13 protein-coding genes and 2 pseudogenes are annotated in these 12,928 nt (G+C 67.2%); 2 read left to right on the top strand and 13 right to left on the bottom strand.

What is annotated here, in order from left to right; all coding sequences use genetic code 11:
• Positions 1 to 541: 541 nt before the first annotated feature.
• The 10 genes and pseudogenes from ACFVWD_RS25955 to ACFVWD_RS25910 all read right to left on the bottom strand — a co-directional run bounded on the left by ACFVWD_RS25955 (position 542) and on the right by ACFVWD_RS25910 (position 9,506).
• The gene (locus ACFVWD_RS25955; RefSeq protein ID WP_389599383.1) at positions 542 to 1,531 is read right to left on the bottom strand and encodes a S8 family serine peptidase; all 990 of its coding nucleotides are present in this window, start codon (positions 1,529 to 1,531) and stop codon (positions 542 to 544) included.
• 930 nt (positions 1,532 to 2,461) lie between these two features.
• On the bottom strand, positions 2,462 to 2,980 hold the full coding sequence (locus ACFVWD_RS25950; protein ID WP_389599381.1) for a hypothetical protein: 519 nt from the start codon (positions 2,978 to 2,980) through the stop codon (positions 2,462 to 2,464).
• 28 nt (positions 2,981 to 3,008) lie between these two features.
• Positions 3,009 to 3,191, bottom strand: a pseudogene (locus tag ACFVWD_RS25945) (IS110 family transposase); the annotation flags it as partial.
• A 189-nt stretch (positions 3,192 to 3,380) separates the two neighbouring features.
• Positions 3,381 to 3,851 carry a hypothetical protein gene (locus ACFVWD_RS25940; protein ID WP_389599379.1) on the bottom strand — a complete coding sequence of 157 codons (471 nt, stop codon included), beginning with the start codon at positions 3,849 to 3,851 and terminating at the stop codon, positions 3,381 to 3,383.
• Positions 3,852 to 3,865: 14 nt separating this feature from the next.
• The gene (locus ACFVWD_RS25935) at positions 3,866 to 4,903 is read right to left on the bottom strand and encodes a hypothetical protein (protein WP_389599377.1); all 1,038 of its coding nucleotides are present in this window, start codon (positions 4,901 to 4,903) and stop codon (positions 3,866 to 3,868) included.
• A 664-nt stretch (positions 4,904 to 5,567) separates the two neighbouring features.
• On the bottom strand, positions 5,568 to 5,771 hold the full coding sequence (locus tag ACFVWD_RS25930) for a hypothetical protein (RefSeq protein WP_389599376.1): 204 nt from the start codon (positions 5,769 to 5,771) through the stop codon (positions 5,568 to 5,570).
• 507 nt (positions 5,772 to 6,278) lie between these two features.
• Positions 6,279 to 6,692 (bottom strand): hypothetical protein, encoded by a 414-nt coding sequence (locus ACFVWD_RS25925; RefSeq protein ID WP_075033842.1) that lies wholly within the window; start codon positions 6,690 to 6,692, stop codon positions 6,279 to 6,281.
• A 918-nt stretch (positions 6,693 to 7,610) separates the two neighbouring features.
• Positions 7,611 to 7,745, bottom strand: a complete 135-nt coding sequence (locus tag ACFVWD_RS25920) for a hypothetical protein (RefSeq protein ID WP_389599374.1) — start codon at positions 7,743 to 7,745, stop codon at positions 7,611 to 7,613.
• Between the two features lie 106 nt (positions 7,746 to 7,851).
• Positions 7,852 to 8,535, bottom strand: coding sequence for an alpha/beta hydrolase (locus ACFVWD_RS25915; RefSeq protein ID WP_389599373.1), 684 nt, complete (start codon positions 8,533 to 8,535; stop codon positions 7,852 to 7,854).
• A gap of 761 nt (positions 8,536 to 9,296) precedes the next feature.
• Positions 9,297 to 9,506 (bottom strand): hypothetical protein, encoded by a 210-nt coding sequence (locus tag ACFVWD_RS25910; protein WP_389599371.1) that lies wholly within the window; start codon positions 9,504 to 9,506, stop codon positions 9,297 to 9,299.
• A gap of 244 nt (positions 9,507 to 9,750) precedes the next feature.
• Between ACFVWD_RS25910 and ACFVWD_RS25905 the strand changes: the two genes are divergently transcribed.
• Complete coding sequence (locus ACFVWD_RS25905; RefSeq protein ID WP_389599369.1) at positions 9,751 to 10,203, top strand: MarR family winged helix-turn-helix transcriptional regulator; 453 nt, start codon at positions 9,751 to 9,753, stop codon at positions 10,201 to 10,203.
• Positions 10,204 to 10,392: 189 nt separating this feature from the next.
• Positions 10,393 to 10,743: pseudogene (locus ACFVWD_RS25900) on the top strand (carboxymuconolactone decarboxylase family protein); the annotation flags it as partial.
• Positions 10,744 to 11,129: 386 nt separating this feature from the next.
• On the opposite strand, the gene tatC reads toward ACFVWD_RS25900, so the two are convergent.
• The 3 genes from tatC to ACFVWD_RS25885 all read right to left on the bottom strand — a co-directional run bounded on the left by tatC (position 11,130) and on the right by ACFVWD_RS25885 (position 12,911).
• On the bottom strand, positions 11,130 to 12,008 hold the full coding sequence (gene tatC, locus ACFVWD_RS25895) for a twin-arginine translocase subunit TatC (protein WP_389599368.1): 879 nt from the start codon (positions 12,006 to 12,008) through the stop codon (positions 11,130 to 11,132).
• Between the two features lie 61 nt (positions 12,009 to 12,069).
• Positions 12,070 to 12,330: a Sec-independent protein translocase subunit TatA gene (gene tatA / locus ACFVWD_RS25890; RefSeq protein ID WP_389599366.1), complete on the bottom strand. Its 261-nt coding sequence runs from the start codon at positions 12,328 to 12,330 to the stop codon at positions 12,070 to 12,072.
• Between the two features lie 149 nt (positions 12,331 to 12,479).
• Positions 12,480 to 12,911 carry a Sec-independent protein translocase subunit TatB gene (locus ACFVWD_RS25885; RefSeq protein ID WP_389599364.1) on the bottom strand — a complete coding sequence of 144 codons (432 nt, stop codon included), beginning with the start codon at positions 12,909 to 12,911 and terminating at the stop codon, positions 12,480 to 12,482.
• Positions 12,912 to 12,928: the final 17 nt, after the last annotated feature.

The raw sequence follows: 12,928 nt of genomic DNA, 5'->3' as shown, positions 1-12,928 counted from the left end.
ACGACCTGCGGGCCCTGATCGTCCTGGCGCCGGAGCTCGCGAACATCTCCTACCGGAAGCTGCTGATCGACTACGCATGCGCGGGACCGGGGCTACCACGGGAACTCGTGGCCAAGGCCCGCCGTATCCGCGAGAACTGAACACGCGCCCTCTGGCAGGACGCTCAGGTGCTGATCTTCAGCACGGAGTACAACGAAAAGGGCCCTGGGACGATCTCCCAGGGCTCTTAACCTGTGTGCACTCGGCAGGATTCGAACCTGCAACCTTCTGATCCGTAGCTCTACATAGATCGGTCAGCGGTGGTCATACAGGTCGCTTCACGGTCTTCTGCGGGCTTTGCTGGACGCGGTCGGTCGCTGTGGTTGCTGTACTTCGGTGCTGTACTGCCGCAGTCACCAGCCACGCCACTCATCGGTGTTCTCGGCGCGCCCGACATTGCATCGCATCGCCAGAGCTGCCACGTCGATGCCGTGCTCGGTCAGCGTCTGGTCGCTACACCCGCGCCGTGACCGTTGACGTCTCTCCTGTCCCGGTGTCTCGATCAGGCGGCGCCGTGCCACTCGCCCGAGGAGGCGCGCAGTCCGCGGACACCGTTGGGGGTGCCGATGCCGGTGGGTGCGTCGTATCCCGGCATCGCAGCGAAGCCGTCAGCAGCGCCGGTGGTGATGTCGAAGAAGTCCTGCCGGTGGGCGTAGGGGTAGGAGTTGGGGAAGGTGCCGGGGGCGGGGTTGCCGGCCAGGGCATACATCCCGGCGATCAGCGGAGCGGAGATGCTGGTGCCGTTGGCGACGAACCAGCCGGTGGAGCCATTGAAGGGGGTCGTGTCGTACACCGCGAAGTCGTCGGCGACGGCGGAGACGTCGGCGATGGTGCGGTTGGTGCAGATGGTGTCGTGCTGGAAGGCCGGCTTGGGTTCGAAGAGGGAACAGCCGCATCCAGTGTCGCTCCAGGCGCTTTCCGTCCAGCCGCGACGGTTGTGCGCACGGGCCAGCGTGGTCCCGCCCACGGCGGTGACATAGGGGGATGCGGGCGGATACTGCGTTACGCCTGCGTGGTCACCCGATCCGAAGGTGAAGGCCACCCCGGGGTGGTTGAAGTGGAAATCGAAGTCGCCCTCGAACGAGGCCTCCGGCAGGACCCAGCTGTTGGAGATGAACTTCGCGCCCTGAGCGACGGCCTGGTCGACCCCGGCGAACAGGTTGGTGAAGAAGTTGTCGTCGGTCTCGACGACCAGGATGCGGCAGTCCGGGCAGGCGGCGCTCACCGCGTCCACGTCGATGGACGACTCGAATGCCCAGGTGGGGTCGGTGGCGGACGGCGGGGTGGTGCCGCCGTTCTGGTTGATCACGCGAAGGCAACCGTTGGCCTTGGTGCACGGCGGGAGGTGGAACTGGCGGCGGTAGACGGCCAGGTCGCTCTCCAGGTTGGGGTTGTGGAAGGCGACGTCGATGGCCACTGTGCGGCCTCTGCCGTGGCTGCCGGACAGCTTGTAGGCACTGCGGATGTCGAACGGGCTGAGGCCTGGTGGCATCTGGCCTGGTGGAAGGGAGGAGAGAGGCCTGAAGTTGGGGTTGAGCATGGCCAGACAGGCCCCGTGGTTGAAATTGAATGTCGGCTGACAAACACGCACGGAGGCCCGCGGTTTGGGATTGCCGGCGGCCGAATCGGGGGCTTGGACCGTCTGTGTGCGGTGGCCGACAGGCGATCCATCCGCCTGGGCGGTCGCCGAAGCTGCTGCCAAGCCCACCAGCACGAAGGCAGCGGCCAGCAGCGACCGGATCGGACGGGCGCGGAACATGACACTCCTCCGGGGCCGGACGGGCGGCACCGTGCTCGGGCGGGCTGTCGCCGCCTGGCCTTCGGGCTCGCGTCCTTGACCCGTCCCTCCCGGCTTTCCCCACCGGTCCGCGCAACCCGTAGCGGCGTCTGCCGCGGCGCCCACTGTCGGCGCCCGAGTGCGAGACCGGTCCGAGCAGCGCCTGATCACCCGCCGGATGGCGTACGGAAACCACCCGTACAGCAGAAGAAGACCGCCACACCCGCGACACGGCCTGACCGAACGACATTCACCTCGCCGAAGCCTCTGTGAACCGTGCCGCGTCCGCCGAAGGTGATGATGTGCCCCCATGATCGAGTTGCTGCTCGACTCGTTGAGTCAAGATCCAGGTCGGCGGCGCCTCGATGGCCGAGTCAAGGCGATGGGCGCCGGCCAACAGTGAGGACGGCGCCCATACGAGGTCAAGGCTTTGAGGTCTGTGCTCATCCTTATCAGGTCGATCACAGGGGCTTGTCAACGTCGGCCAACGGTCCCTGCGCCTCGGTTGATCGTCCACTGAGGCCCGGCACCGACCGCTGCTGTTCGTGCTTGTTGGTGTCAGCCACTGGTGTCAGCCGACACACATGGTCTTGACAAGGGCTGCCCACGACCTGTGCCTGGACCCGCGGCCGCTGGAGTCTTAACTCACTTCACGCCGACGTAGACACCCGTGGCGCTGACCGCCGGGGTCGTGGTGGTGCCGGCGAAGCTGTAGCGCCAGTAGCCGCTGTAGTTCGCGGTCGCGGTGGTCTTCAGGTTGCCGTACGAGTCGGTGTACACAGTCTTGATCGTGGTGTATGTGGTGGTGCCGGCCTTGCGGAACTGGAGCTTGACCGGCTGGTTGGTGTAGCCGTGGTACAGGTTGTCGTCCCAGTCGGCGCGGGAGAGCTTGGCGGACGCCGTGAACGTCTTGCCCTTGTAGACGGACGTCGAGCTCACGGTGGTCGTCAGCTTCGAGTAGCGCTGCACCAGGGTGGTGCCCAGGCCGCTCTGGTCCTTGTAGCCGACCTTGCTCATGTCAGGGTTCTGCTGGTCCTGGCCGTTGAAGGCGACGGCCTCGGCGGCCACGTTCCAGGTGCCGGCGTCGTCGGTCGGGTAGATGTTGATGGAGCCCTTGCAGGTGGCCGTCGTCGACGAGGGCCAGCATCCGCGCGTCGGCGGCATCGGACTTGGCTCGGGCAGCGCTGCCACGATCGCGGTACCGGGCTGCTGCCAGCGGGTTGATCGCGTAGATCTTTCGGCCGGTGGCTCGCAAGCAGGCGACCAGCAGCCCGCGCGGAGTCTCGATGGCGACCGGGGTCAGGCTCTCGGCGCTGTCACCGTGCCGGGCCAGCAGTTCCAGCAGCGCGTGGAAGCCGGCACTGTCGTCGCTGATCCGCAGCTTGGCCAGCTGGTATCCGTCGTGGTCGACCAGGGCTATGTCGTGGTGAGGTCGGCATGGAGCGCGGTTTCGGGATCACTCCCGGCCCGTTTCTCCATGCCGCCCTACCCAACCGCACGCCCGGTTCGGGAAGGGGCCGTCGGAAAAGGACCCCAGCCAGGGGCACCTCGTCGGCGGCCTACTTCACACGCCCTGGCCATGGAGCTGGACGATCCAGGGTTTCACCACGGCGTGCTGTCCGACTTCCGTGAGCGCCTCGCCCAGGACTGCCGCGCCGACCGTCTTCTCGACCTGGCGCTCGCGCGCCTGAAGGAGGCCGGACTCGTGCGCGAGCGCACCACGCAGCGCACCCACGCCACCCACGTCCTGGCTGCCGTGCGCGACCTGACCCGGCTGAAACTGGTCACCGAGGCCGTCCGGGCCGCGCTGGAAGAAGTGGCCCGCACTGCTGCACACCTGTTGACCGGCCTGGTCGACGAGGACTGGGGGCGCCGCTACGGCCGTCTGGTCCGTCTGGGCAAGAACCCCACCCGGCCCAAGACCAGGATCCTCGCCGCCGGCGACGACGCCTGCCGACTGCTGGAACGCCTCCACCGGCACGAACCGGGTTACCGTCCCGGCCCGCAGGCCGAGGCGCTGCGGACATGGGGCCACACACAGACCACACGTCAACCATCGACTGCGGCACGCCGCATGAGGCGGGGGCGCAGGGCGACAAGGAGTGCAGCGATGACGGCCCAGAGCGCGAGCGTGACGATGGGTCCCGTCGCGTGCGCGCCCCCGAAGTAGCTCAGGCTGCGGATTGCGCGGACGGCTGCGCCAGGCGGTAGCAGTGCCGAGACGGCTCGGGCGGCGCTGGGCAGCAGATCAGCCCCTATGACTGCGCCACTGGTGGCGTTGCCGACGGTGAGCAGCACGAGGGTGGCGATGGGGAGGCCGACTGGGCCGAGGTAGGCGCCAAGCAGTTTGGTGGTGAAGGCGGCTGCGGCTGCCAGCAAGGTGAGGGTGAGGGCCAAGAATATGACGGGAGCCGGGACAGCACCCAGAAGGGGACCGGCGATGATCGCTGCGAGGGTGCCGATGGCCGTCGAAGCGCCGCCGAGCAGCCAAAACCGGTGACGCAGGTGCAGGAGCTTTGCCAGGCCGAGTACGTTCGAGGCGAGGACGAAACCGGCCAGGGTCACACCGAAGGCCACGTAGAAGCCGGCCAAGCCGCGGGCGTCGAAGCGGGCCAGGGGGACGACGTCCTTTGTGGTGACATGCATGCCCGCGCCGTTGGCGTAGACGCTGACGAGGTTCTTCACCGCCGCAGTGGTGGATGGGCCATCCGCCCCGGCGATCTCGAGACGCAGCCGCCCTGCGCTGTCGGCGCTGAGCGCGGCGGCAGCGTCGCCATGCTCCACTGCCTCGTGCGCGGCCTCGGCGTCAGCGGCCAGGTGCACCTCGACGCTGCCGCCAAGGGCCTGGCGCATCTTGTCTGGCAGGTGGTGGGGCGCTGTGACAGCGATGGGGACTTGATGTGGCTGGGGGTCACGCTGCAGGCCGATGTAGCAGCCGATGAAGGCCGATACGACGATCAGGGCGATCAGAATCGGCTGGAGCCAGACCTGTATTGGCGGGCGGTGGGCCTCTTTCGGCCTGGGCAGGAGTTCGGCTATTGCGGGTGCTTCTTGGCATTCGTGGGCTGATCGGATAGGGGTTTCCAAGGCTGGGCCTTCTGGTTGAGGGACGTGGGGGTCGTCCAGAGGGAGCGGGCGGAGGTCAGCAGGGCGGCCAGATCTCCGCTACAGGCCCCTGATATTGCGGGCAATCGCGCGCAGGCATGCGGCAGGGGCACCGAAGACACTTAAGAGCATATGCTCGTATTCTGCATACGGCAAGTACATTCCCTGCATGGTCACCGTGCAGCTGTCGAACCATCGCTCTCACGGCACGGACCGGCACGAGCTCAAAGAGATGAGAGTCGTGACCAGATGCAGGCACGGCCCCGCTGTGGCCTGCGTAACGCCATCACGCGCGTTTGCACGAAGACGGCCGGCCGCCCGGTGAATGCTGACCCACTGCCGGCCCGGCGATGGCTCGGTTTCGAAGATCTCGCTGCTGCGCCGGGATCGACACCCGCTCAATGCCCCATCTCCACGATGGGGCACCACAGGTCACACAACAAGGCACGCTCCCGGCAGCGGCGCCAGGCGCGACCATCACCACGCGCACGCAGTGCGCACATCATCCCCGAGGAGATCGACCAACGACGACGCAGGATGAGACGCGGCTGCCACGGAGGCAGACCACCAGGATTCAACCGGGAGACATACCATCGACGCAACATGATCGAGCGCTGCTTCAACCAACTCAAGGGCTTCCGTGGGATCACCGCCCGGCGACCTGGGCGTCAGCCTGCAGCACGGCGGCTACCAGCGCATGTGCGTTCATGTCGATGAGGTCGACGCAGTGCGCACCAAACTCGCCGAGCGCGGCGTCGACCTCATCGGCGAGCCTTTCGAGATCGAGGACATCAGCCGCCGCCTGGCGTTCTTCCGGGACACGTGGGGCAACGTGATCGAACTGTCCCACAAGCTCCCCGCGCCGGATCCTGACCGGCCCCCGCTACGCCCTGGACGGCGTGTTCACCCGAGCCCTGGAGCAAATCCAAGCCCACGCCGAGACCGTCGGCGACATCGACTCGCTGGCGCAGATCGGCTCCACCATCGTCCACGCTCACCAACACTCCGCCGCCACGGGCAAAAAAGGGGAATCCGCCGGCCGGACGAACCGGACGATCACGCCCTCGGCCCATCTCACCTGTGACGGCAAAGGCCGCCCGCTCGCGATCCCGGTGACACTAGGGCAACGCCACAACAGTGTCTGCGCGCGGCCTCTGGATAGAATGGATCCGTGTTCCTCGCACCGGCCTTGGCCGACCGCGCTGCAGGCCCGACCAGGTCATCGCCAACAAGGCTTAAAGATCCCACGGTTGGCTGACCGGACAGAGTTCGCGGTTGCCTCACAGCCGACGGAGCCGGACGGCCCAAGAGGCGGCGCCTGGGCTGGGCAGTAGGGCCTGCCCCCGGAATCGTCGTTTCAGGACTCGTCGGCGAGGAAGTGCTCGGCGAGGGGGGTGCCGGCGAACTTCTTGTTCATCTCGCGGGAGAAGAGCAGCAGCGTGTTGCGCGGCCGATGGAGCACCGCGAGTTCCTGGGCCTGTCCGACGGCGTTGCGGGTGACCGTGACGACAACCTTCATGGGCTCGCCGAGGACTGAAGCATCGTAGATCTCGAGGAAGCCGTTGTCGCCGAAGTCTCCGGTGAAGCTGAAGTCCTGGAACTCGTACAGTTCGCGGGCCTTGACCACGATGGCGCGGACCGCCTCCGCGCCACGGGCGGTGCCGTTCATGGCGGCGCCTTCCAGGGTGACGTCGTCGGCCAGGTTGTCCAGCCACCATGGGTAGTAGCTGAGTCCCTGGCGGCCGTTGTCGCTGTTTTCCGCGTTCGTCATGTCATGCCTACTTCCGAGATCCGGCCCTGGCCGCTTACATATGGACCGGCTACCGGTGATTCCAGCGAGCAGATACGAGCATATGCTCTTATTTTTCCGGTAGCAAGCCTGTCGTCCGGCCGGCGTGGCGCCACCAGGGGCCGGCTGGCCTCGTCACAGCCGCAAGCTACGAGTACATGGGAGCAGAGTCTCCAGGTTGCCGAGGGCGCGGGCGGCCAGGTTGGCCAGGCTCCGCTTGATGTGCGCCCACGCGCCCTCTACCGGGTCGAGGTCGGGCACGCACCCTGGCCCACCGCCTGCACCACAACACGCCGGGGCAAGATGCACGGCCTCACCGCATGAACACGTATGCAGCCCTCACACACTCAAGACTGTGAGCTCGCAACTGGGCGTCCACAACGCCCTCGAGCCTTGCCACTCACAGTCGGCACGCAGCGGACCAGCCGGACGACGCCGACCCAGTGACCGTCACCCAACCACACTTGGCGCGCCGCCAGCCCCCTACGCAGTCACGATCCATCCGGAAGGCCGCACAGCCGCTCGCCAATCAGGGGCGAACCGTTGCGGCGGCCACCCAAGCCGTTACAGCGGCAGACCGCCCCCCCCGGATGGACGACATCGCGCTGCTGCTCCTCAGATTTGTCACCGCCAGGTGACCTCGGTTGGTGACCGAGTTCACCGTGGGGACGGCTGTGGTTGTACCAGTCGACCCCACTCGATCGGCCGCGCGAACCACTTCGGGTTCAGCAGAGGGCGCTTGATCAGGAGCGGCGCGTGCTAGCGTGCCGAGGCGTCTCAATCGTTCATGAGTCTCCGTCAGCTTGTTTACCGAGACTCTGTGTTGGCTGGTGCGGTCTCTTCGGGGCTGGCGCATACTGAGGGCCCGCTTTTCGCGTCGGGTGGCCGCCGGGTTCCACTTCACCGGTGTGGTGGTGTGGTGAGCGGGCCAGCGTCAAGTTCGGTGAAGGCGGCGTTGGCCGAGGCCACGACGACGGCGGTGTTGTCGAACAGTGTGCCGTTCCAGCCCCAGGCAAGGTGGATTGATGGATGCATGAGGGGCAGCGCTGATCGTTGCGGCGGTATTCATCCACTGGGTGCAGGCAGCGGCCCTGGCGGGGGCCACAGCCGGCACCCAGCCAGCTCTCATAAGTGCCCTGCGTCAGCCCAGGAGTTCGGCTGAGGTCGTCACGATGCTGTCGGGTGCCTGGTGGCCGAGGTCGTGCTCGATGTAGTCGACGTGGAAGCCGTCGTTCTCCAGGGTGGGGACGATGCGGTGGCTGGTGTTGGTGAGGGGCAGAATCGTGTCGCGCCGGCCGTGGGAGATGAAAATGGTCGGGCGGCCGTCGCGGCGGCCCGGCGGGATGCAGCCGGGGGAGTAGGCAAGGACGCGGGTGAATAGGTCCCCGTTGGCCAGGCCGAGGCCCAGGGCGTAGGAGGCGCCGTCGGCGAAGCCGGCGACGGCGATCCGGTCGCGGTCTACTGCGAAGTGGTCGAAGACGGTGGCCATAGCGTGCTGCACGCTGGCCGCGTCCTTGCCGAATGCGCCGTCCGCGATGGCATCCCAGGTGACCTGTTCGGAGCTGGGGGCCAGGAGCAGAACCTTGCGCTGCGCGGCTTCCGTGCGCAGCAGGGTCAGCATGTCGCCGGGTACGCCGGTGGCTCCGTGGAAGGCGACCAGCAGAGGAGGCACGCACCAGTGGGGCAGGCGGGGCGGCACGTAGAGGAGGGCGGGTCTGGTGGGGGTGTCGAGCCAGTGCAAGCCTGCACCGAGCGGAGCATGAAGGGGCGGGGCGGGCTCTACGGCCAGGGCGCCGTCAGCGAGTCCGGTGGAAGTGGTGAGCACGGTTCCTCCGTGAGGCAGTGGCTGCGGCGCCGCGCCCGAGCTCCGCGACGCGGAACCGAAGGGGTGCGGTGGCGCGCGCCCGTTGCGGGACGAGGTGCGCCACCGGTGCTGCGCCGAGAAGGGGGAGGGCGCATCGCTCGTCGGTGACGGGGCTCCGGCCGGCGGGGCCAGAACGGAAAGCCGCCGTCGTGTGCGTTGAGGGCAGCTGCCCGGGATGGTGTTGACGAGCTTGAGCACGAGGGCATGAAGCGGCCCTCCGCGGTCATGCCGGCGCCGGTCCACGAGATCCACAGCATGGTCATGGCGATGAACAGTGAAATGGGCTCGCACCACAAGACGCGGAAGCACCGCTGATCAAGAAGTAGCCACCCTCACGCACCGACCTCGCGACCGAACGCGGGGCCGGATCCGGGGCGACGCGACCTCCACTCTGGTGTGACGCTGCTCCCCGGATCGGCACCGTCAGGCGTCGTCCGCAAGGTTCCTCGCTGGCCTGGGCGGCCTGGCCTGGACGAGCTCCTTGACGTCGGCCTTCGCCGGATGGTGGTCCATGCTTGTGAAGGGGCCGAGCCTGCATTCATTGAGCCCGCAGACCCTGAGGAGCGGGAGGCGCCGGTGCCGGCCTTCAGGCCTTGTCCGGCGGTCAGAAGACCTGGGCGAAGCAGCCCAGGGTGACAGCTATCGAGAGCACTGCCAGCGAGACTGCCATGAGGGGCTTGGGTACGTGCATGGGAATCCTCCATCGTTTGGGCTGATGTGGCTCACAGGCAGTACCGAACGAGCCACTCGTCGGCGTTGTATGTGTTTGTCGCCGGGTTCGGCATCGTGGCCGCCCGTTCTTCGATCATCTCCTCGGGGAGGATTCGCTTCGGCAGCTCGCCAAACCGGGCGGGCGCACCAGGCGGGCGGCGGGTGGTGAGGTGGAGCTTCGGGGAGAGTTCGGCCGCTGCGGAGAGTGTCGGCTCACGCACGGGAGCAGATCCGATGGGGGTTTCCATGACAAGGCTTTCGGGTGGAGGGGTGCGAGGCTCGCTGGAGGGGTCAGGAGGGAGCATCATGCCACAGTTATGAGCATATGCTCGTATTTGTCTAATGGCAAGAGTGGGTGGTTCGGGGTGGACTCGTCGGCCCGTCGTCGACCGTTGACGTCAGGGTGACTGTCGCATTTGAGAGTACCTGCTCGTATCATGGGTGGGTGAAGCTCTGGAGGAGACAATGACCACTGCGCCGACGAATCCCGGCGACTCGTGCAACAACCTGGCCCTGCGCAAGGCGGCCCGGTACCTCGGTGCGACCTACGACAAGGCCCTGGCCCCCGTTGGTCTTCGTGCGACGCAGCTCAGCATCCTGCAGAAGCTGAGTGTGCACGGAGAAATGACGATCACCGGCCTCGCCGACGTGATCGCCATGGACCGCACGACGATGGCCTCAAACCTCAAGCCGCTTGCCCGCGAGGGTCTGGTAACCGTCGAGTCATCGGCAGCCGACCGCCGCGCACGGATCACCGCCATCACGCCGGACGGCCTCACCCGACTGAAGGCGGCGCTACCACTGTGGAATGCGGTGCAGGCCCAGTTCGAGGAGAACTTTGGCGCCGACGAGGCAGCCCATCTGCGCGCGTACCTCGAAGCCGTCCTTCAGACCGGATTCGAGCCCTGGGCCGAGTAGGGCACGACGCTTCTGGCGCTACTGAGGGCTGACGCCAGCCGCCCTGACGTCACCGAAGTGCCCGTGAACACGCCGGGCGTGACGGACCCCTTGACGCGGCTGCTTCCCTGGAGCGGGCGCATGGGGGGAGTCGTCGAGGGTGTGTGAGATCGGGCGTCGACGGCAGGGACTCGCTGTGCAGCCTGGACAGGCAAGGTCATCACGGAGTCGACTCTGTCGGCCGCGACGCAGGAACTGATGAAGATCAGGGCCGGCCAGATCAACGGCTGAGGCTTCTGCACCGACATGCACACCAAGGACGCCACGCACGGCGGGGAGACCTCGGTACGTCTCAACCTGATCGCGACTGAGGCCACGGTGTTCACCGAGGCCGAGCGGGCGGCCTTGGAACTGGCGGAACAGGGCATGCGCATCGCCGACGCGGCCGGTGGCGTCACCGACGAGGCCTGGGCGAACGCGGCCAACCGCTACGACGAGGACCAGTTGGCCGGGTTGGTGTCCCTCATCGCCCTGACCAACGCTTACAACCGCACCGCATGAACGTCATCATCCAGCGTCCGGTCCAGCTTCGACGACGCCTCCACCGTTAACTTCCCAGCCGGCGGCAGCCACGGCATCACGCCCTGCAGCGCGGCCTTCGCTTTCTTCTTCCCCAACCCCATCCACACTCGATTACGGAGTCGATCTGAACGCCGAGGGCAAGGTCCGCCGTTCCGCAGGTCTCGCGGTCACGCCCTCGGTACCCGGCGCCCCGGAACCGGCGTGTCACTACGAACAAGTGCGCCGTGGCGTTCTACGACCGCTCGCGCAATAAAGCGGGATCTGGCACGACGTACGCATCTGCGGCAACGCCGCGGGCCTCCCGGGCTCGTCGCAAGCAACTGCCTTGATCACCGGCGGCGGGCCGCTCCTTGAGAAGGGGCTCGTCAGGGTCGGCTGACGGAGATGTCGTCGGGGGCGTCGAAGGGGGCCGGGGTGAGGTCGATGAGGGATGCCTCGGTGTCCGGGCTTCCGCCTGGCCCGGTGGTGCCGGTGCGCTGCCGGCGGCGATCGTTGTACCAGGCGATGGCGCACGCCGCCAGGTACAGCAGGCTGATGGGGGTGGCGAGCAGCAGCATGCTGAGCGGGTCGGTGCTGGGGGTGGCGAGCGCCGCGAAGGCGGCGATGGCCATGAACATGCCGCGCCACCAGTCGGCCATCCGGCGTGCGCTGATCACGCCGCCGAGGTTCAGCAGCACGAGGAGGACGGGGAGTTCGAAGGAGAGTCCGAAGACGAGGACCATGCGGGTGGCGAGGTCGAGGAAGTCGTCGACGGGCAGGAGGTTGGTGGCGTTGTCTGGGGTGAAGGAGATGAGTACCCGTGCCGTGGTGGGCAGGGTCCAGTACGCCACGGCGGCACCGGTCAGGAACAGGGGGATGCCCGCCCCGAGAAAGGTCAAGGTGTATTTCTTCTCGTTGCGGTGCAGTCCTGGTGCGACGAAGGCCCACAGCTGATACAGCCACAGCGGGCTCGCGGCGACGACCCCCGCGGTGATCGACACCTTCAGCGCGAGGGTGAAGGGTGACAGAAGGCCGTTGAGGGAGATCACGCCGCAGCGGCCCGCGTCGTCCGCGCCGGCCGGTTGGCCCGGAGCGCAGCCGGGCAGGGGATCGATGAGGAATCCGATCAGCTGCTTGTAGAACAGGGCTGCAACGACGGTGATGAACAGGATCGCTCCGACGGCCTTGAGCAGGCGGTTGCGCAGCTCGCGCAGGTGCTCCCCCAGGGACATAGGCGCGGCGTCATGTGCTGGTTGGGTCGGCATGGGCGGTCCCGGTCCCTTCAAGTGCGGCACCGGCCGGGTGCTGGTCGGTGGCTTCGGCGTTTCAGCGCCGGTGGGAGGTGTCTGCCTCGGTCGCCTCCGGGGCCGTGTGCCGGCTCTCGGCCGCGAGCTGGTGGGCTGCGGTGGCGTGAACGGTCGGGGGTTCGTCCGCGTCGTCCTTCTGCATGGCCTTGGTCTCGCTCTTGAGGATCCGCAGCGACTGCCCGAAGGAGCGGGCCATATCGGGGAGCCGCTTGGCGCCGAACAGGAGCACGACGACGAGGAGGATGAGGATGATCTCGGGTGATCCGAGCCTGCCGAACATGGGCGTTTCCTTTCCGAGGGTCTGAAAGCGCAGGGGCGGTGCTCCTGCGCGGTGGCCTGGCCGCGGACGGATGCGGCAGCCAGGACCTGCGTGCCGGTCAGTGCGTTGACGGGCTGGGCCGACGGCGAGGCGGCCGTGGTCCTTCCCGGTTACGGGCCGTTCTTGTCGAGGCTGTAGCGCCCCGCGCCGGTGGCTTCCCGAGGCCCGTGGCCGGTGGCCGTGGGAAGCGGGCCGGGTGCGGCGGCCTTCCCGAGGCCCTTTGAGGTGTTGGTTCCGGCGCTGTCAAGCGGTTCGTCCCCTAGGCCGAGGTCGGCGGTCAGGTCGCCCAGGCCCAGGCTCTGGTCACCCAGCAGGTTCTTGGCCACGAAGGTCTTCGGGTTGAGGTCCTCGAGATTCAGGTTCTTGAGCTCGGTGGGGAGTTCGTCTCGAATGCTCGCCTGAGCGCTCTGCGAGAACTCGCGGAGCTTGCGCAGGGTCCGCACGGTGTCGGCCACCATCTTGGGGAGCTTGTCGGGCCCGACAAGAATGACGGCCAGCACGATCAGCGTCACAACTTCGAGTGGGCCGATGTCGGAAAACATCCATGCCTCCCGTCGGG

The organism is Streptomyces sp. NPDC058086, assembly GCF_042885015.1.
In the GTDB taxonomy this organism is placed as follows: Bacteria; Actinomycetota; Actinomycetes; order Streptomycetales; family Streptomycetaceae; genus Streptomyces.
The sequence above is the reverse complement of the archived record's forward strand: the minus strand, read 5'-3'. Positions and strand labels throughout refer to the sequence as shown.

Bases quoted from the DNA above. Each gene is read 5' to 3' on its own strand.
- ACFVWD_RS25955 (WP_389599383.1), bottom strand. From the start codon at position 1,531: ATGCCACCAGGCCTCAGCCCGTTCGACATCCGCAGTGCCTACAAGCTG.
- ACFVWD_RS25950 (WP_389599381.1), bottom strand. From the start codon at position 2,980: ATGCCGCCGACGCGCGGATGCTGGCCCTCGTCGACGACGGCCACCTGC.
- ACFVWD_RS25925 (WP_075033842.1), bottom strand. From the start codon at position 6,692: ATGACGAACGCGGAAAACAGCGACAACGGCCGCCAGGGACTCAGCTAC.
- ACFVWD_RS25920 (WP_389599374.1), bottom strand. From the start codon at position 7,745: ATGCATCCATCAATCCACCTTGCCTGGGGCTGGAACGGCACACTGTTC.
- ACFVWD_RS25905 (WP_389599369.1), top strand. From the start codon at position 9,751: ATGACCACTGCGCCGACGAATCCCGGCGACTCGTGCAACAACCTGGCC.
- tatC (WP_389599368.1), bottom strand. From the start codon at position 12,008: ATGCCGACCCAACCAGCACATGACGCCGCGCCTATGTCCCTGGGGGAG.
- tatA (WP_389599366.1), bottom strand. From the start codon at position 12,330: ATGTTCGGCAGGCTCGGATCACCCGAGATCATCCTCATCCTCCTCGTC.
- ACFVWD_RS25885 (WP_389599364.1), bottom strand. From the start codon at position 12,911: ATGTTTTCCGACATCGGCCCACTCGAAGTTGTGACGCTGATCGTGCTG.